The 17,594-nt window shown below is 67.9% G+C and carries 17 protein-coding genes; 10 read left to right on the forward strand and 7 right to left on the reverse strand.

Annotated elements, in window-relative coordinates:
• Nucleotides 1-22: 22 nt before the first annotated feature.
• On the reverse strand, nucleotides 23-763 hold the full coding sequence (locus LTA6_RS00155) for a class I SAM-dependent methyltransferase (protein WP_341975417.1): 741 nt from the start codon (nucleotides 761-763) through the stop codon (nucleotides 23-25).
• A 59-nt stretch (nucleotides 764-822) separates the two neighbouring features.
• Between LTA6_RS00155 and LTA6_RS00160 the strand changes: the two genes are divergently transcribed.
• The gene (locus tag LTA6_RS00160; protein WP_341975418.1) at nucleotides 823-1,416 is read left to right on the forward strand and encodes a 3'-5' exonuclease; all 594 of its coding nucleotides are present in this window, start codon (nucleotides 823-825) and stop codon (nucleotides 1,414-1,416) included.
• A 92-nt stretch (nucleotides 1,417-1,508) separates the two neighbouring features.
• Nucleotides 1,509-2,870, forward strand: a complete 1,362-nt coding sequence (locus tag LTA6_RS00165; RefSeq protein ID WP_407358410.1) for a DNA recombination protein RmuC — start codon at nucleotides 1,509-1,511, stop codon at nucleotides 2,868-2,870.
• Nucleotides 2,871-2,953: 83 nt separating this feature from the next.
• Here LTA6_RS00165 and LTA6_RS00170 read toward each other — a convergent pair whose 3' ends face one another.
• Both LTA6_RS00170 and glpX read right to left on the reverse strand, forming a co-directional pair.
• Nucleotides 2,954-3,253, reverse strand: coding sequence for a hypothetical protein (locus LTA6_RS00170; RefSeq protein WP_341975420.1), 300 nt, complete (start codon nucleotides 3,251-3,253; stop codon nucleotides 2,954-2,956).
• Nucleotides 3,254-3,446: 193 nt separating this feature from the next.
• Nucleotides 3,447-4,433 carry a class II fructose-bisphosphatase gene (gene glpX / locus LTA6_RS00175; protein ID WP_341975421.1) on the reverse strand — a complete coding sequence of 329 codons (987 nt, stop codon included), beginning with the start codon at nucleotides 4,431-4,433 and terminating at the stop codon, nucleotides 3,447-3,449.
• A 182-nt stretch (nucleotides 4,434-4,615) separates the two neighbouring features.
• Here glpX and fbaA point away from each other — a divergent pair, with 182 nt between their 5' ends.
• Entirely contained in the window at nucleotides 4,616-5,644 is a 1,029-nt protein-coding gene (fbaA, locus tag LTA6_RS00180) for a class II fructose-bisphosphate aldolase (RefSeq protein WP_341975422.1), read from the forward strand.
• Nucleotides 5,645-5,718: 74 nt separating this feature from the next.
• Here the strand turns inward: fbaA and LTA6_RS00185 are convergent, their stop codons facing one another.
• The 3 genes from LTA6_RS00185 to LTA6_RS00195 are packed head-to-tail and all read right to left on the reverse strand — an operon-like array spanning nucleotide 5,719 to nucleotide 7,881.
• Complete coding sequence (locus tag LTA6_RS00185; protein ID WP_341975423.1) at nucleotides 5,719-6,273, reverse strand: MOSC domain-containing protein; 555 nt, start codon at nucleotides 6,271-6,273, stop codon at nucleotides 5,719-5,721.
• Complete coding sequence (locus LTA6_RS00190; RefSeq protein ID WP_341975424.1) at nucleotides 6,270-6,794, reverse strand: DUF6264 family protein; 525 nt, start codon at nucleotides 6,792-6,794, stop codon at nucleotides 6,270-6,272. The genes LTA6_RS00185 and LTA6_RS00190 overlap by 4 nt, the downstream gene beginning before the upstream one ends.
• A gap of 43 nt (nucleotides 6,795-6,837) precedes the next feature.
• A complete protein-coding gene (locus LTA6_RS00195; RefSeq protein ID WP_407359302.1) occupies nucleotides 6,838-7,881 on the reverse strand; it encodes a 4-hydroxy-3-methylbut-2-enyl diphosphate reductase in 1,044 nt (347 codons plus the stop codon).
• Between the two features lie 111 nt (nucleotides 7,882-7,992).
• Here LTA6_RS00195 and xseA point away from each other — a divergent pair, with 111 nt between their 5' ends.
• The 7 genes from xseA to LTA6_RS00230 all read left to right on the forward strand — a co-directional run bounded on the left by xseA (nucleotide 7,993) and on the right by LTA6_RS00230 (nucleotide 15,981).
• A complete protein-coding gene (xseA, locus tag LTA6_RS00200) occupies nucleotides 7,993-9,270 on the forward strand; it encodes an exodeoxyribonuclease VII large subunit (protein ID WP_341975426.1) in 1,278 nt (425 codons plus the stop codon).
• A gap of 66 nt (nucleotides 9,271-9,336) precedes the next feature.
• Nucleotides 9,337-9,558 carry an exodeoxyribonuclease VII small subunit gene (locus LTA6_RS00205; protein WP_341978475.1) on the forward strand — a complete coding sequence of 74 codons (222 nt, stop codon included), beginning with the start codon at nucleotides 9,337-9,339 and terminating at the stop codon, nucleotides 9,556-9,558.
• Nucleotides 9,555-10,196 carry a DUF4245 family protein gene (locus LTA6_RS00210; protein ID WP_341975427.1) on the forward strand — a complete coding sequence of 214 codons (642 nt, stop codon included), beginning with the start codon at nucleotides 9,555-9,557 and terminating at the stop codon, nucleotides 10,194-10,196. Before LTA6_RS00205 ends, LTA6_RS00210 begins: the two co-directional genes overlap by 4 nt.
• Nucleotides 10,193-10,855 (forward strand): carbonic anhydrase, encoded by a 663-nt coding sequence (locus LTA6_RS00215; protein ID WP_341975428.1) that lies wholly within the window; start codon nucleotides 10,193-10,195, stop codon nucleotides 10,853-10,855. The genes LTA6_RS00210 and LTA6_RS00215 overlap by 4 nt, the downstream gene beginning before the upstream one ends.
• Nucleotides 10,856-10,885: 30 nt before the next feature.
• The gene (locus LTA6_RS00220) at nucleotides 10,886-12,280 is read left to right on the forward strand and encodes a class II fumarate hydratase (RefSeq protein ID WP_341975429.1); all 1,395 of its coding nucleotides are present in this window, start codon (nucleotides 10,886-10,888) and stop codon (nucleotides 12,278-12,280) included.
• 278 nt (nucleotides 12,281-12,558) lie between these two features.
• Nucleotides 12,559-13,395: a DUF559 domain-containing protein gene (locus LTA6_RS00225; RefSeq protein ID WP_341975430.1), complete on the forward strand. Its 837-nt coding sequence runs from the start codon at nucleotides 12,559-12,561 to the stop codon at nucleotides 13,393-13,395.
• Between the two features lie 267 nt (nucleotides 13,396-13,662).
• Nucleotides 13,663-15,981, forward strand: a complete 2,319-nt coding sequence (locus tag LTA6_RS00230; protein WP_341978477.1) for a PhoX family phosphatase — start codon at nucleotides 13,663-13,665, stop codon at nucleotides 15,979-15,981.
• A gap of 138 nt (nucleotides 15,982-16,119) precedes the next feature.
• Here LTA6_RS00230 and LTA6_RS00235 read toward each other — a convergent pair whose 3' ends face one another.
• Nucleotides 16,120-17,502, reverse strand: coding sequence for a PhoH family protein (locus LTA6_RS00235; RefSeq protein ID WP_341975431.1), 1,383 nt, complete (start codon nucleotides 17,500-17,502; stop codon nucleotides 16,120-16,122).
• Between the last annotated feature and the right edge of the window lie 92 nt (nucleotides 17,503-17,594).

Consider the following 17,594-nt stretch of genomic DNA (forward strand, 5'->3'; position numbering starts at 1 on the left):
GCGACGCCACGGCCGCCCGACGTCAGCCCCGCAACGCGCGGAACGCCGTCGTCACGTAGGGCATGTCGATCGTGCCGTCGCCGAGACCGAGCTCGTCGAAGAACTCGTCCATCTCCTGCTTGATCTGTGCACGCTCCTCGTCGGATGCGGTGATGAGGTAGCTGCGCGAGAACGCCATGTGGTGCAGTTCCATCCTGTTCATCGGACGGTTCCACTCCCAGCGCCTCGACTCGGCCTCGCCGAACGGCTCTGCGACTCGAGGCCCATCCGGACCGTTCACCATGTTCTCCGCAGGACTGCTGTGCATGATCTCGGTCAGTCGGCGCACCCACGCCTCCCGTTCATCGCGGATGTTCCAGATCAGCCCGAGCACCCCACCGCTGCGCACGACGCGCCCGATCTCGGCCGATGCAACGATCGGGTCCACCCAATGCCAGGCCTGACCCAGCACGACAGCGTCGACGCTTGCATCCGGCAGCGGCAGCTGCTCGGCCGTCCCGGCGAAAGTCGGCACGCCGGGGACCGCGTCCCGCAGGGTCGCGAGCATCGCGGGGTCGGGATCGATCGCGACGATCTCGACGTCCGAGGCCTTCGCGAGCACTCGCGTCAGCTTGCCCGTGCCCGCACCCACGTCGGCGATCCGGCGTGAACCGTCCGGCATCGGTTCCAGCATCCACGCGACTGCCTCGAACGGATAGTCGGGTCGTCCGACTTCGTACTTGAGTGCTTCTGCGCCGAAGGATGTCGCCTGCTCGCGTGCCATGTCGCCAGCCTACGGCGAGTCTGCGCGATGGCTCCAGGGACGCGGGAGAGAGTTGTGACGTGCCACTGGATTTCACCGCGATCGACTTCGAGACGGCGAACTCCAGCCCCGCCTCCGCCTGCTCCGTCGGACTCGTCCGCGTCCGCGGCGGCGAGGTCGTCGCCACTGCAGGCTGGCTGATCCAGCCGCCCGCCGGGCACGACGATTTCCAGGAATGGAACGTCCGCATCCACGGCATCCGTCCGGAAGATGTGCAGACGGCAGCGACCTGGTCCGAGCAGTTCGACCGCCTCTGCGCGTTCGCCGGTGCCGACGTGCTCGTCGCCCACAACGCCGGATTCGATCTCAACGTCCTGCGTCGCGCCTCCGAGGCCACCGGCGACGAGTGCCCGCCGTTCCGATCGCTGTGCAGCCTGCAGGTCGCCCGCAAGATCTACGACCTCGACTCGTACCGGCTGCCGGTCGCCGCAGCCGCCGCCGGTTTCGGAGATTTCTCGCATCACGACGCTCTCGCGGATGCCCGGGCCTGCGCGCAGATCGTCATCGACGCCGCCCGCCGGTCGGATGCCGCAGACATTCACGCGCTCGCTCAGGTTCTCGGCATCCGGGTGACGGATGCTCCGGCACCCGCCCCAGTGCGCGCCGTCGCCTGACCCCGCCGTTGCGGGCCCCGCGGGCACCCCCACCCGGCGACGCCGCGGAGCGCCCCGACCGGAATGTCCGACCCCGGGCGCATCATGAGGATATGGATGCTCCGCTGATCGTCGCTCTTGTCGTCATCGCCCTCGCGGCCGGTGCCGCGGTGGGCTGGTTCCTGCGTGCCTCCCGTGGAGCCGCCGATCTGGCCCGCGCGCACGCCGAGCTGGCCGCCGCCCGCGATGATCGCGATCGGCAGTACGACCTGTATCGCGACGCGGTCGAGCACGCGCGCACCGAGCAGCGGGCCGAGGCGCAGCGTGTGCAGCAGCAGAACGCCGTGCTCACCGCACTCGCCCCCGTGCGCGAATCGCTCCAGCAGATGCAGAACAAGGTCGCCTCACTCGAGCAGGAGCGGCATGCCCAGTTCGGCTCGCTGACCGAGCAGCTGCGCCGAGCGCAGGAGTCGGACGAGGCCCTGCGGGCGACGACCGAGACGCTCGCCGGAGCACTGCGCTCGACCGCCACCCGCGGAGTGTGGGGTGAGACACAGCTGCGCCGTGTCGTCGAGGCCGCCGGACTCACCCGTCATGTCGACTTCGACCTCCAGGCGACGATCTCCTCCGATCGCGGTCAGGGTCGCCCCGACATGGTGATCCGGCTCGCCGGTGGCGCCTCGATCGCGGTCGACGCGAAGGTCCCCCTCGACGCGTATCTCGAAGCGTCCGCTCTGCCCGGCGGCGACGCCCATGAAGCGCAGCGCCGCGCGCACATGCAGAGGCACGTGAAGGCCGTGCGGGCCCACGTCGACGCGCTCGCCAAGAAGGCGTACTGGTCGGGCCTCGACGCCAGCCCGGAGTTCGTCATCTGCTTCCTTCCCAGCGAGTCTCTGCTTGCGGCGGCCATCGACGAAGACCCGACGCTTCTCGACTATGCGTTCAGCAAGCGCGTCGCCCTCGCATCGCCGGTGAATCTGTGGGCGGTGCTCAAGACGGTCGCGTACACCTGGACCCAGCAGGAGGTCTCCACCGAGGCACGCGCACTGCTGAACCTCGGCACGCAGCTGTACGACCGGCTCGGAACCCTCGCGGGTCACGCCGACGATCTGCGACGAGCGCTCGAACGCACCGTCGACAGCTACAACCGCTTCGCCGGATCACTGGAGAGCCGCGTCCTCGTCACGGCTCGTCAGTTCCCCGGCATCGACACGACGTCATTGAGCACGGCGCCGCCGACGATCACCGCGCCGACTCGCCGCTTCACCGCAGCCGAGCTGATCGCCGGAACCGACCCGGCCGAAGACGACAACCGCGTCGACGAAACCGGTCAGGAAACCGAAGCCGACCAGGTCACCGAAACCGGCCAGGAACTCGGTGCCGAGGGACTGCAGGCCGACGTCGGAGACGTGCGCGCGCGTCTGCAGGACGACGCGCCGGATGCCGTGGCCGCAGAGCGCACGCGCGACCACTGATCCGGCAACCGCAAAGCAGAAGCACGATCACTGACACCCGGATCGAGCGCTGACCTCCGGATCGAGCCCGTCGTCTCGGCGGGTCAGGCGATGCCGGGAACGCCGCTGAGCAGGGCGATGACGAGACCGCTGCTCACGAGGAAGGCACCGATCATCCACCAGGCGCTGAGCTCGTGACCTTCGTCGCGGCGCTTGCGGAACAGCACGTCGGTCCGGCGAGCAGGGTCTGCGTGCGACGCGCCGCCGGCGACGGCACTCACCGTCGCCGCGGGCAGAGAAGCAGCATCCACATCGGCCGGATTGACACGGAGGATGCGACCTGTGTTCGTGGTCACATGCACCACGGGAGCGGCTTTTCCGCCACGATCCTGCTGCGTTGTCATCTGCTTGCCCTCCTGTGCCTGCGGTGCTCGGTGGCCCCGTCGACGGCGACAAACCCAGTCCCAATTGTGACACGAAGCACGAGAAACCGACGGATTAGGGGCGCATCCAGGCGGTACCGGGTCGGTAACGATGGAGCCGTTGCCGTCTCGGTCACCGACCGAAGCGCGGCGTTTCAGGAGGAGAGGACGCCGATCAGAGCCACTTCGAGACGAGATGCTCCGAGGCGATCCGGCGAAGGGTCCCCGAGGCTCCTCGCAGCACGACGCTCTCCGTGTAGAGGTACTCGCCCTCACGGCGGACGCCGTCGACCAGCTGTCCGTCGGTGACGCCCGTCGCGACGAAGATCGTATTGTTGCCGCGCACGAGGTCGTCGGCTTCGTAGACCTTGTCCATGTCAAGCCCTGCATCGATGCCGCGCTGGCGTTCGTCATCGTCGCGCGGCCACAGCCGCCCCTGGATGTGACCGCCGAGCGCCTTGATCGCGCACGCGGTGACAATACCTTCGGGGCTGCCGCCGACACCGACGCACATGTCTGTGCGGGCTCCGTGACGCGCGGCGTTGATTCCACCGGCGACGTCGCCGTCGCTCATCAGGCGGGTGCCTGCACCGGCATCCCGGATCTCCTGGATCAGCTGCTCGTGACGCGGACGGTTCAGCACCGACACGACGATCTCGTCGACCGGCTTGCCGAGAGCGGCGGCGAGTCTGCGGATGTTCTCCCCGACGGGGAGGCGGATGTCGACGACTCCGACGCCTGCAGGGCCGGTGACGAGCTTGTCCATGTAGAACACACTCGACGCGTCGAGCATCGATCCGCGATCAGAGACCGCGAGAACCGAGAGAGCGTTCTGACGACCGGCCGCCGTGAGCGACGTGCCGTCGATGGGGTCGACGGCGATGTCGCACTCAGGCCCGCGCCCGGTGCCGACGACCTCACCGTTGAACAGCATGGGGGCGTTGTCCTTCTCGCCCTCGCCGATGACGACGCGGCCCTGGAAGTCGACGGTGCCGAGGAATGCGCGCATGGCATCAACCGCCGCGCCGTCCGCTGCCAGCTTGTCGCCTCGTCCGACGAAGGGCACGGCGCGGATGGCCGCAGCTTCCGTCGCCCTCACCAGCTCCATCGCGAGGTTGCGGTCAGGATGCAGGGGGCTCAGTTCGGCCGTCAGACTCACCATGCGGTCAGCCTAGCGATCGGGTGGTGCGAATCGGGCGCATTTCCCGCCCGATCGAACGAAGGAATCCTGATTTTTAACGGTGGCGTATCTCACCCTTCGTGCGGGCGTCATGCCGACGGCATCCGCACGCCTGCCCCGATAGAGTGACAGCTGTCCCGGCTTTCCCTAACGCAGGAGTTCTTATGCCCGTCGCCACCCCGGATCAGTACGCTGAAATGCTCGACCGCGCGAAGGCCGGCGGCTTCGCGTACCCCGCTTTCAACGTCTCCAGCTCGCAGACGATCAACTCCGTCCTGCAGGGCCTCACCGAGGCCGGCTCCGACGGCATCATCCAGGTCACCACCGGCGGCGCCGACTACTTCGCCGGCCAGACCGTCAAGGCCCGCGCCACCGGCGCCCTCGCGTTCGCCCGTTACGCCACCGAGGTTGCGAAGAACTACCCGGTCACCGTCGCCCTGCACACCGACCACTGCCCGAAGGACGCCCTCGCCGGCTTCGTCGAGCCACTGATCGCCGCCTCCGAAGACGAGGTCAAGGCCGGCCGCAACCCGATCTTCCAGTCCCACATGTGGGACGGCTCGGCTGTCCCGCTCGCAGAGAACATCGAGATCGCGCAGCAGCTACTCCCCCGCATGAAGGCGATCAACGCGATCCTCGAGGTCGAGATCGGCGTCGTCGGCGGCGAAGAGGACGGCGTTCAGCACGAGGGTTCGAACGAGGCGCTGTACACCACCTTCGCCGACGTCGACCAGGCCGTGCAGGCGCTGGGTCTCGGCGAGCAGGGCCGCTACATCGCCGCCCTCACCTTCGGCAACGTGCACGGCGTCTACAAGCCGGGCGGCGTCAAGCTGCGCCCCGAGCTCCTCGGCGAGATCCAGGCCGAGGTTGCGGCGAAGTACAACACCGGCGCGAAGCCCCTCGATCTCGTCTTCCACGGCGGCAGCGGCTCGACCGACGAAGAGATCGCGCTCGCGGTCGCCAACGGCGTCATCAAGATGAACATCGACACCGACACGCAGTACGCGTACACCCGTGCGATCGCCGACTACATGTTCAAGAACTACGACGGCGTCCTGAAGGTCGACGGCGAGGTCGGCAACAAGAAGGTTTACGACCCGCGCGCGTGGGGCAAGGTCGCTGAGACCGCGATGGCGGCTCGCGTCGTCGAGTCGACGCGCCAGCTCGGCTCGCACGGCCAGTCCAAGAGCTGACCCAGTAGTACCAGAACACGGATGCCCCCGGCCGCTGCGGCCGGGGGCATCCGTGTTCTCGAGGCAGAGCCGGTTCACGGCCCCCGATACACGTCCAGGATGCTGGGAGCTCCCTCGGGCCGATGCAGAACGACGATCTCGTCACCGGCCTGTACCCGGCCGTGCTGCACGACTCTGAGGTACGGTCCGAGGCGACGCGCCTCGGAGAATCGCTTCACCCATCCGCGCTCGTCATCGCCCCCGACCCAGCGCGCGAAGGTCTGGCACGGAGTGCGGGGCATGGTGACCTCGACGATGACGCTCTCGCCGATCTGCCACTGCTCGCCGACGAGCGCTCGGTTGACGTCGATCCCCTCGGTACGGAGATTCTCGCCGAACCAGCCAGGGGGAAGGTCGCGTCCGAGTTCGCCTGACCAGTAAGCGGCATCCTCTTCGGAATAGGCGTACAGCGCCTTGTCCAGCCCACCGTGGTGCTTGCGATCCGCCTGCACATCGGCGTACACGCCGTACGGACGGATACGGACCGCACCGTCCACCGGGCGCTTGTCGATCGCGGTCGTGCCGATGGAGCCGGCATCCGGCCGAAGCTGATGCACCGCGCACACGGCGACCAGACGCGCGACGGTCACCGCGTCGCCATCGACTCGACGTACGCGATGAAAGCGGGGTCCCCCATCATCGGCACCATGATGCAGATCGACACCACCAATGTGGTCGCGGCGGCACCGACCAGCGGCACCCACCAGCTGAGTTTGCCCTGCCGCAGGCGACGAACGGACAGCAGCGCCGTGAGCGTCCAGCCGACCAGGAGAAGGACCGCAGCGAACGTGCCCCAGAGCCTTCCCTGCGCGAAGTTCGTGAACTCGCCGTCGATGCCGAGGATCTTCATGCTCTCGTTCATCACGGTCGGCAGGTCGAGGTAGGAGATCGCGGTGACGATCACGTTGACGAGTCCGTACGCGAGGAGAGCGATCGTGACGATCCGGTCCACCGGTCGCCTGCGAGCGGAGGTCGCAACGGCCGCGGCTGCAGGTACTGCCGGAGGCATCGAGGGATCAGCCGCATCCTCACCCAGGGGTGGAAGGCCGGCGGCCCTCCGCTGCTCCTCAGGAGTCGCGAGTTCACCGTATTGGGGCAGCTGTCCGGTCATCCGGCAATGCTAACCGCACCGGCCATGGCCGGCTCTCAGGCCGCTACGCGTCGGGGTTGCTGGCGCGTCCGCCGAGGGCCCGGTCGTCACGCTGTCCCGAAGCGTCGTGGCGCAGTTCCTTCGGCAGCGAGAACATGAGGTCCTCCTCCGCGGTGCGCACCTCTTCGACGTCGTTGTACCCGGCATCGCCGAGGGCTGCGAGCACCTCGCGCACCAAGACTTCGGGGACGGATGCTCCGCTGGTGACTCCGACGGTGTTGACGCCGTCGAGCCAGGACTGCTCCACTTCCTCGGCGTAATCGACGCGATAGGCGGCCTTCGCGCCGTACTCCAGAGCGACCTCGACCAACCGCACGCTGTTGGAGGAGTTCGACGATCCCACGACGATGACGAGGTCTGCGTTCGCCGCGACCTTCTTGATCGCCACCTGACGGTTCTGAGTGGCGTAGCAGATGTCATCCGACGGCGGGTTCTGCAATTCGGGGAACCGCAGACGCAGCCGGTTGACCGTCTCCATCGTCTCGTCGACGGAAAGGGTGGTCTGCGACAGCCAGACGACCTTCGACGGGTCCTTCACCACGACGGTGTCGGCCTCGGCCGGCGAGTTCACGATCGTGACGTGGTCCGGAGCCTCGCCCGCGGTGCCTTCGACCTCTTCGTGTCCTTCGTGGCCGATGAGCAGGATCTCGAAATCGTCCCGAGCGAATCGCACGGCCTCGCGGTGCACCTTGGTGACGAGCGGGCAGGTCGCGTCGATCGCGTGCAGGCCGCGATCGGATGCCGCATCGACGACCGCCGGCGACACCCCGTGCGCACTGAAGACGACGTGCGCACCCTGGGGTACTTCATCGACCTCCTCGACGAAGATCGCTCCCTTCGCCTCCAGCTCGGTGACGACGTGGATGTTGTGCACGATCTGCTTCCGCACGTACACCGGCGCGCCGTAGCGCTCGAGGGCCTTCTCGACGGCGACGACAGCGCGGTCGACGCCGGCGCAGTATCCGCGCGGTGCGGCCAGCAGGATCCGCTTCTGTCCGTCGACCGGGTTATCCTGAAGCCGCCCGCTCGCCGCGCGTACGCGTGGGATGCGAGGGACGGGAAGGTGCACAGCAGTCGAGGTCACCTCTCAATTCTACCGGCGCACACCTGAAGGGGGCCGGAGAGCCCTCTGCCTGAAAGAACCACCCGACAGGACCCGATGACAGTCTTCGAAGCAGCGACAGGACCCGGCGAGACTCCGCCGGCCGATTCCGTCGCTCCCCGCGAATCGACTGCCGACGCACCCACCTCGGTCGCTCGGCTCAATGCGACGATCCGCGACTTCGTCGCCCGCTGGAACACGGTGTGGGTCGAAGGCGAGATCACCAGCTGGAACATGCGCTCCGGCAACGTCTTCGCCCGCCTCAAGGACACGCAATCGGACGCGCAGATCTCCATCAGGATCTGGTCGAGCGTGCGGGCGCGGATCCCCGCCGATCTCGGGATCGGCGATCACGTCGTCGCCGCGGTGAAGGCGGACTACTTCGTCAAGAGCGGCGACTTCAGCTTCACGGTCGCGGCGATGAAGCACGTCGGGCTCGGCGATCAGCTGGAGCGGCTGGAGAAACTGCGCATCCAGCTGCGCCAGGAGGGCCTTTTCGATCCAGCGCGCAAGAAACGCCTCCCCTTCCTCCCGCACGTGATCGGACTGATCACCGGCGAGAAATCCGACGCCGAGAAGGATGTGCACCGCAACGCCGAACTGCGTTGGCCTCAGGTGCGGTTCCGCACTGAGTACGCAGCCGTGCAGGGCGACCGCTGCGTTCCGGAGACCCTCGCCGCGCTCAAGAAACTCGACGCCGATCCGGAGGTCGACGTCATCATCATCGCTCGCGGCGGCGGCGACCCGCAGACTCTGCTCGGGTTCAGCGACGAACGCATCGTGCGAGCGGTGGCCGCGGCATCCACCCCGATCGTCAGCGCGATCGGCCACGAGAACGACCATCCGCTGCTCGATGACGTCGCCGACCTGCGCGCCTCGACGCCGACGGATGCCGCCAAACGGGTGGTTCCGGACGTCGGCGAGCAGCGTGCCCTCATCGCGCAGCTCCGTTCCCGCGTCGCCACGCGCCTCACCCAGCGGCTTTCGCACGACATCGCCCAACTGGAGCAGCTGCGTTCACGGCCGGTGTTGCGCTCCCCCGCGCCGATCATCGACTCCCGCTCGCAGGAGGTCTGGTTGCTCCTCTCGCGCGGACGGGACATCGTCACCCGCGAACTGGACACCGCCGGCCGCAAGACGACCGAACTCCGCGCCTCACTGCGCGCCTTGTCTCCGGCTGCGACGCTCGCTCGTGGCTACGCGATCGCGCACCTCGAGGGCGGGGTCATCCTCCGCGACGCGGCCGATGCTCCGGCCGGCAGCGCGCTCACGATCACGGTCGACCGAGGTTCGGTCGCCGCCCGCTCCGAAGGCGAGATCCCGGAGAGCACCTGACGCTCCGCCAGTGGTGTCCGTTGCACGCCGTAGGATGGAGGGGTGAGCGCGCTGAACGACACCCCTATGGAGACGCTGTCGTTCGAGGCCGCTCGTGACGAGCTCGTCCGCGTCGTCGCCGAGCTCGAACAGGGCGCGCCGACGCTCGAACATTCGCTGGCGCTCTGGGAGCGCGGCGAAGCACTGGCCGCTCGCTGCGAAGAGTGGCTGCTGGGCGCGAAGCGCCGGCTGGACGCGGCACGGGATGCAGCATCCGACTCCCCGACCTCCGGCGGCGACGCCTCATGAGCAAGCCCCCGCCGATCGTCGCCGAGCTCGGCCGTCCGGAGACGCCGGACGAGACCGCGGCGCGTAAGGCCGCGTCGAGCAAGACGTATCGGTCGAGCCAGAACGTCCGCAACCTCGTTGCGGCGCTTCTGGTGACACTGGCGATCGTCGCCGTCATCATCTTCGCCGTGCCCCGCGGTGAGCCGGTGGCCGCCGAGCGCATCGACGTCGCCGGCATCGCCGAGAACGTCGAGTCGACGCTGGAGAGCCCGGTCATCGTTCCGGAGCTCGGCAAGTTCTGGCGTGTGAACGCCGCCGAGCTGCAGAGCGGGGAGACCGTCGTCTGGAACGTCACGCTCGCTCCGGCCGCGCAGGATGAGCGCGGATTCGTGCGGCTCGCCCAGGCCTTCGACGCCGACTCGTCCTGGGCCCCGCAGCGGCTGAACGGCATCGCTCCCACCGACACCGTGCGCATCGGCGGCCTCGAGTGGGACGTGTTCGGAATCGGCGACTCCGCCAAAGACAACGTCAGCTACGCGATCGGCACTCAGGCCGGCGACGACTACGTGCTGCTGTACGGCTCGATGTCGGCCGAGACTACGGCGGACCTCGCCGAATCCATCGCCCCGCAGATCCGCGCCCTCTCGGAGACCTCATGACACGTCGACTCACGCCATCGGCCGCCTGGCAGGAGATGCAGGAGGGAAACCGACGGTTCGTGAACGACGAGCCGCGGCATCCGAATCAGAATGTCGAACGTCGCAACGACCTCGTCGCCGCGCAGTACCCGATGGCGACCCTGTTCGGATGCTCGGACTCCCGCCTCTCGGCCGAGATCATCTTCGACAAGGGCCTCGGCGACCTGTTCGTCGTGCGCAACGCCGGCCAGGTCATCGGGGAGTCGATCATCGGCAGCCTGGAGTACTCGGTCGAGGTTCTCCAGGTCCCGCTGATCGTCGTCCTCGCCCACGATGCCTGCGGAGCCGTCGGTGCTGCCATCGCGGGCACCGCGATCGACGCGAAACCCCTGCCGCCGCACATCTGGAAACTCATCGCCCCGATCATCCCTGCCGCGCGCAAGGTCCTGGCCGAGCAGGGCGGATCCTCGCCGGCCGACATCGACGCCGAGATGGTCGGACGCGAGCACCTGCGCAACACCGTGGCAGACCTGCTGCAGTCGTCCGAGCTCATCAGCCAAGCCGTCGCCGACGGCCGACTGGGCATCGTGGGCGCCAACTACCGACTCAGCGAGGGCACGGCCGTGCCCATCGTCTCCGTGGGGCTCGCGATCGACGCGGGCTCCGAGATCCCGGCCTGAGGGCCCAACGTCACATCTGGAGGAACAGCAGTGACCGAAATCGAGTACCGCATCGAGCACGACACCATGGGCGAAGTGCGGGTTCCCGTGAACGCCCTGTACGGAGCGCAGACCCAGCGAGCGGTGGAGAACTTCCCCATCTCCGGCAAGGGTCTGGAGTCCACGCAGATCGCCGCACTGGCGCGGATCAAGAAGGCTGCAGCGCTCGCGAACAAGGAGCTGGGCACCCTCGACGGTGCGATCGCCGACGCGATCGCCGCGGCGGCCGATCAGGTCGCCTCGGGTGCGCATGACGCCGAGTTCCCGGTCGACACCTACCAGACCGGATCCGGCACGTCGTCGAACATGAACATGAACGAGGTGCTCGCCACGCTGGCGACCGGCATCCTCGGTGCGAACGTGCACCCGAACGACCATGTGAACGCCTCGCAGTCGTCGAACGACGTGTTCCCGACCTCGGTGCACATCGCCGTCACTCAGGCGCTCATCGACACGCTCATCCCGTCGCTCGACCACCTCGCCGTCGCCCTCGAGGCGAAGGCCGTGCTGTGGAAGGATGCCGTCAAGTCGGGTCGCACGCACCTGATGGACGCGACTCCGGTCACTCTCGGCCAGGAGTTCGGAGGTTATGCCCGTCAGATCCGCCTCGGCATCGAGCGCGTGCAGTCGGCACTCCCCCGCGTCGCCGAGGTTCCGCTCGGCGGCACCGCCGTCGGCACCGGCATCAACACGCCTCTCGGCTTCCCGCAGAAGGTCATCGCGCTGCTCGCGGCCGAGACCGAGCTGCCGATCACCGAGGCGAAGGACCACTTCGAAGCTCAGGCGAACCGCGACGGCCTCGTCGAGGCATCCGGCGCCCTGCGCACCATCGCCGTCTCGCTGACGAAGATCAACAACGATCTGCGCTGGATGGGCTCCGGCCCCAACACCGGACTCGGCGAGCTGCACATCCCCGACCTGCAGCCTGGGTCCTCGATCATGCCCGGCAAGGTCAACCCGGTCGTTCCCGAGGCCGTGCTCATGGTCTGCGCCCGGGTGATCGGCAATGACGCGACGGTCGCGTGGGCCGGAGCATCCGGTTCCTTCGAGCTCAACGTCGCCATCCCGGTCATGGGCACCGCGCTCCTCGAGTCGATCCGCCTGCTCGCGAACGCCTCGCGCGTGCTCGCCGACAAGACGATCGACGGTCTCCAGGCCAACCTCGAGCGCGCGGCCGCGTTCGCCGGCATGAGCCCGTCGATCGTGACGCCGCTGAACAAGCTCATCGGCTACGAGGCCGCGGCGAAGATCGCGAAGCACTCGGTCGCGAACGGCATCACCGTGCGCGACGCCGTGATCGACCTCGGATACGTCGAGCGCGGTGAGCTCACGCTCGAGCAGCTGGACGAGAAGCTCGACCTGCTGTCGATGACCCACCCGGGCTGACACACCCTGCGAAACGCGGATGCCGCGAGGACTCGTTCCTCGCGGCATCCGCGTTTCTGCGTTCTCTGTTTCTGCTTTAAGGCCTTGTCACAGCTGTCGGACGTTGTTGCACCTGCAGGACGTTCTCGGCCGCAGCATCCGACACCTGCAACAACGTCCGACAGGTGCGACATCCCACTCCACTCCCACTCTTCCTGCACAAACAGCGATAGGCAGCAATCGATCCACAACGCACGCTCCGCCGTCGACGCAACGTTCCCGACCAGCATCCTGAGGGGATGTTGAAACCGGCAGCCCTCATCACTCAGCTGGGCGGCGTCGCCCGCGGAACGCAACTGCAGCAGTTCGGGGTGTCGCGGACCACGCTCTCGCGAGAGGTCGCCGCCGGACGCATCGACCGCCTGCGTACCGGCGTGTTCGCGGCACCTCAGGTGTCGGAGGATCTCCGGAGTGCGGCCGCCCACGGCGGGCAGCTCACCTGCACGTCGCTTCTCCGTCTGCAGCGGATCTGGGTTCTGCCCGAGACGACGGAGCCGCATGTGTGGATGGGCACGAAGGGCAGGGTGCATCGGCACGCGGGCTGCGCGTGCATCAGCCATTTCTACCGGGGGAAGGCCGAGATCGGCCCGGCTTCGATCGAGCGAGCCCTGGTTCACCTGTACAGATGCCAGGGCGATGAGGCGTTCTTCGCAGCCTTCGAATCGGCATGGATGCTTCGCCGGCTCTCGACTGCGGGCCGCTTCCGCATCCGCGCTTCCCTTCCTGCATCCGCTCGCTGGCTTGTCGACCTGGCCCGTTCGGATGCCGAGAGCGGCCTGGAATCGCTGCTCCGCCTGCGGCTCCACATCCTGGGCATCGCGCTGACCTGTCAGGTGCGGATCGCCGGCGTCGGGAGGGTGGATTTCCTCGTCGGCGCCCGGCTCATCCTCGAAGTCGACGGCAGAGAGAATCATGATGGCGAGACGAACAGGCACAAAGATCTGGTGCGGGATGCCGCGGCATCCCGTCTCGGCTACGAAACCCTCCGCTTCGACTACGCGCAGGTGATCCACGATTGGCCCACGGTTCAGGCGGCGATCCTCGGTGCCCTCCGACGGCTTCGGGACCACGCCTGATCCACCGCATCCGTCGGACGTTGTTGCAGGTGTCGGATGCCGGGGCAGAAGACGTCCGACAGGTGCAACAACGTCCGACAGGTGTGACGCCGTTCCGGCCACGGACCTACCCAGAACACACCTCCCAGCAACGCGGTCGGCCTTTTCTCCGCCTTCGGTACAGCCCGATTTTTCCTGAGGTTCACCTGCCGGACACCCGGGCTTGGTCTGCTGGGGCACGAGCGCTCTGCTCCCCCGAACACCCCCGCTTGAGGAGTCCCCGTGGTCATGAACATCGGTCGAACGAGCCTGCCCATGGCAGGTCACGTGCGAGGCAAGCGCAGTGCAGTCACCTGCCACCTGAAGTGCGCGAACGCGTGCGCGGACGGGGTGTGCAACACCTCGTCGAACGGCTACCTCCGCGACATCATCGACGCACAGCTGTCCCGCCGTTCCGTACTCGGCTTCGGTGCCGCCGCCGTCGCGAGCATCGTGCTCGCCCCCGCGCTGACCGGTGCGCAGTCCGCCACCGCCGCGTCGGGAGTGCCGATGGCTCCCGTCGGAGCGACCGGCGCTTTCGGATTCACGCCGATCGACCCGGTCGCTTACACGGTCGACAGCTTCGTCGTCCCCACCGGCTTCGACTGGGCGCCGATCATCCGCTGGGGCGATCCGATGTTCAACGACAGCCCCGCCTTCGACGCGGCCGACCAGACGCCCGAGGCTCAGGCACGACAGTTCGGCTACAACGTCGACTACACAGATGTGATCCGGACGTCGCCCACCACGGCGATCCTGTTCGTCAATCACGAGTACACCAATGAGGGAATCATGTTCCCCGCCGACCAGCTCGCCGGAGACCTCGACCGGGTGCGCCGCGTCGGCCTGAAGGCCCACGGCCTCAGCGTGGTCGACCTCACCCGCGCCGACGAGACGGCCTCCTGGAGCCCGGTGGTCGGCGGCCAGCGCAACCGTCGTTTCCTCGATGACACGCCCTACGCCTTCACCGGCCCGGCTGCCGGCTCGGCGCTGCTGCAGACCGCCGCAGATCCTGCCGGCACGACGCCGCTCGGCACCTTCGGCAACTGCTCCGGGGGCACGACGCCCTGGGGCACGATCCTCAGCGGTGAGGAGAACTTCAACGGTTACTTCCGTTCGGTCGGCACGTCGGCCAGCGATCAGCGCTACGGCCTGAAGGATGCCGAGACAGCCCGCGGCTGGGAGCACGTCGACCCTCGGTTCGACGCCCGCGCACCCGGGTTCGAGAACGAGGTCAACCGATTCGGCTGGATCGTCGAGATCGACCCGACGGACCCGACGTCGGTGCCTCGCAAGCACACCTCCCTCGGACGCCTCAAGCACGAGGGCGCGAACGTCATCATCGCGAAGAACGGCAAGGCCGTCGCCTACACGGGCGACGACGAGCGCTTCGACTACCTGTACAAGTTCGTCTCGCGCGACTCGTTCATCGAGGGCGACCGGGCGCACAACATGACACTGCTCGAGAACGGCGACCTCTACGTCGCCCGCTTCGCCGGTGACTCGCCTGCGGTCGAGATCGACGGATCCGGCGCCGTGCCCACGGACGGCGGATTCGGCGGCAGCGGCCAGTGGCTGCCGTTGGTCGTCGGCGGTGCGTCCGTCGTCGAGGGGATGTCGGTCGAGGAAGTCCTCGTCTATACGCGCCTCGCTGCGGACAAGGTCGGTGCGACGAAGATGGACCGCCCGGAGGACGTCGAGCCGAACCCTGTCACCGGCCGTGTCTACGTCGCGTGCACCAACAACACCAAGCGCGGTACTGCCGGCTCGGCCGGCCCCGACGAGGTCAACCCGCGCAACGAGAACCGCGACGGCCACGTGATCGAGATCACCGAGGCCGGTGGCGATCAGACGGCGACGGCGTTCTCGTGGACGCTTCTCCTCGTCGCAGGCGACCCCGCGACGAACTCGACCGCGTACTTCTCCGGCTTCCCGGCCGATCAGGTCTCTCCGATCTCCTGCCCCGACAACCTCGCGTTCGACAGCGCCGGAAATCTGTGGATCTCCACCGACGGCGCGCCCGGCGTCATCGGCTACAACGATGGCCTGTTCCGCGTGACGTTGGACGGACCGGAGCGCGGCAACGTCGAGCAGTTCCTGTCGGTGGCCCGCGAAGCCGAGACCTGCGGTCCGGTCATCCACGACGATGAGCAGCGCGTCTTCGTCTCGGTTCAGCACCCGGGCGAAGACGGCAGCTACGAGCAGCCGACCTCGCAGTTCCCGGACTCGATGCGCCCCGCCCCGCTCGCGGGCGCCGGCGGAGGCACGCTGAACATCCCTCGGCCGTCCGTGGTCCAGGTCTTCCCGTTGGACATCGAGCCCACACCGACGCCGACCCCCACGGTGGATCCGTCGCCGACGCCCTCGCCGACCGTCACCCCTGGCACGCCCGGAACACCGGGAACCCCCGGCACGCCAGGGACGAAGCCGGGAACCGGGCAGCTGCCCGCGACAGGTGCCGACCCGCTCGGCGGGATCCTCGCCGGCGCCGGACTGCTGGCCGCCGCGGGCATCGCGTTCCTCAGCCGCCGCAAGCGTGAAGCCGAAGCGCCCGACGCAGAGGCCTGAGCTCACCCGGATGCCGCGCGGACTCGCTCCGCGCGGCATCTGTGTTCCCTCCCGCGGGCATCAGCGACAGCGGCGGATACCCCGTCACACACGACAGCGGATGCCGCCCTCTGGACGGCATCCGCTGTCGATGTCTGTTCAGCTGAGCTCTCCGCCCTCCAGCAGCTCCGTGACGAGAGCGGCGATCGCCGAGCGCTCCGATCGCGTCAGGGTGACGTGACCGAACAGGTCGTGCCCCTTGAGCGTCTCGATCACGCTGGCGATGCCGTCGTGGCGACCGACCCGGAGGTTGTCGCGCTGGCCGACATCGTGGGTGAGGACCACGCGCGAGTTCTGCCCCATCCGGCTCAGCACCGTCAGCAGGACGTTGCGTTCCAGCGACTGCGCCTCGTCGACGATCACGAAGGCGTCGTGCAGCGAACGACCGCGGATGTGAGTGAGCGGCAGGACCTCGAGGATGCCCCGCTCGAGGACCTCCTCGACCACGTTGCCGGAGACCACCGAGCCGAGCGTGTCGAAGACCGCCTGACCCCAGGGCCCCATCTTCTCGCCCTGGTCGCCGGGAAGGTACCCGAGCTCCTGCCCGCCGACGGCGAACAGCGGCCGGAAGACGATGATCTTCTTCTGCTGCTGTCGTTCGAGTACGGCTTCGAGACCCGCGCACAGTGCCAGCGCCGACTTGCCGGTGCCTGCCCGTCCCCCCAGCGAGACGATGCCCACCTCAGGGTCGAGGAGCAAGTCGATCGCGATCCGCTGCTCGGCCGAGCGCCCGTGCATTCCGAAGATCTCTCGATCACCGCGCACCAGCCGGTACTCACCGTCGCCGGTGACCCGCCCGAGTGCGGAGCCCCGTTCGGAGTGGATGATCAAACCGGTGTTGACCGGGATGCCGCGCGCCTCCTCGCTGATGCCGACTTCGCTCTCGTAGAGGTCGCTGATGTCATCACCGGAGATGTCGAGGTTCGAGATGCCGGTCCAGCCGGAATCGATGGCCTGCTCGGCGAGGTACTCCTCCGCCCGGAGTCCGAGCGACGCCGCCTTCACCCGCATCGGCAGGTCCTTCGAGACGATCGTCACCTCCTGACCGTCCTGGGAAAGGTGCATGGCCACCGAGAGGATGCGGCTGTCGTTGTCGCTGAGTCGGATGCCGACCGGCAGCACCGACTGGTCGGTGTTGCCGAGCTCGACGCGAAGGGTTCCGCCTTCGCCGACCTCGACCGGGAAATCCAGCCGGCCGTGCTCGACGCGCAGATCATCGAGGTGCCGAAGAGCCTGACGCGCGAAGTAGCCGATCTCCGGGTCGTTCCGCTTGCCCTCGAGCTCGCTGATGACGACGACCGGAAGCACGACCGAATGCTCGGCGAATCGGAAGAACGCCTGCGGGTCGCTCAGCAGCACGGACGTGTCGAGCACGTACGTGCGCAGATCCTGATCCGGATCTGCTGAGGACGACCGTCGCGCGGTCTTTCGGGTGGCCTGCTGCGCGGTGCTGGTGGACTGCTGCGCTGTACGTGTGGTCACGACCCACTCCCGACCCGGGATGTTTCCCGGCTATGCGAACGAGTCGACCAGGGGGCCACGAGTCGCGATCCTGAAGGCCGACCCGATCGGGC

The sequence above is a fragment of the Microbacterium sp. LTA6 genome (assembly GCF_045690355.1).
Lineage (GTDB): Bacteria > Actinomycetota > Actinomycetes > Actinomycetales > Microbacteriaceae > Microbacterium.

What these genes read in the sequence shown, in the direction of transcription:
- LTA6_RS00230 (WP_341978477.1), top strand. Translation starts at nt 13,663, where the DNA reads ATGAACATCGGTCGAACGAGCCTGCCCATGGCAGGTCACGTGCGAGGC.
- LTA6_RS00215 (WP_341975428.1), top strand. Translation starts at nt 10,193, where the DNA reads ATGACACGTCGACTCACGCCATCGGCCGCCTGGCAGGAGATGCAGGAG.
- LTA6_RS00210 (WP_341975427.1), top strand. Translation starts at nt 9,555, where the DNA reads ATGAGCAAGCCCCCGCCGATCGTCGCCGAGCTCGGCCGTCCGGAGACG.
- LTA6_RS00190 (WP_341975424.1), bottom strand. Translation starts at nt 6,794, where the DNA reads ATGACCGGACAGCTGCCCCAATACGGTGAACTCGCGACTCCTGAGGAG.
- glpX (WP_341975421.1), bottom strand. Translation starts at nt 4,433, where the DNA reads ATGGTGAGTCTGACGGCCGAACTGAGCCCCCTGCATCCTGACCGCAAC.
- fbaA (WP_341975422.1), top strand. Translation starts at nt 4,616, where the DNA reads ATGCCCGTCGCCACCCCGGATCAGTACGCTGAAATGCTCGACCGCGCG.
- LTA6_RS00170 (WP_341975420.1), bottom strand. Translation starts at nt 3,253, where the DNA reads ATGACAACGCAGCAGGATCGTGGCGGAAAAGCCGCTCCCGTGGTGCAT.
- LTA6_RS00205 (WP_341978475.1), top strand. Translation starts at nt 9,337, where the DNA reads ATGGAGACGCTGTCGTTCGAGGCCGCTCGTGACGAGCTCGTCCGCGTC.
- xseA (WP_341975426.1), top strand. Translation starts at nt 7,993, where the DNA reads ATGACAGTCTTCGAAGCAGCGACAGGACCCGGCGAGACTCCGCCGGCC.
- LTA6_RS00165 (WP_407358410.1), top strand. Translation starts at nt 1,509, where the DNA reads ATGGATGCTCCGCTGATCGTCGCTCTTGTCGTCATCGCCCTCGCGGCC.
- LTA6_RS00155 (WP_341975417.1), bottom strand. Translation starts at nt 763, where the DNA reads ATGGCACGCGAGCAGGCGACATCCTTCGGCGCAGAAGCACTCAAGTAC.
- LTA6_RS00225 (WP_341975430.1), top strand. Translation starts at nt 12,559, where the DNA reads ATGTTGAAACCGGCAGCCCTCATCACTCAGCTGGGCGGCGTCGCCCGC.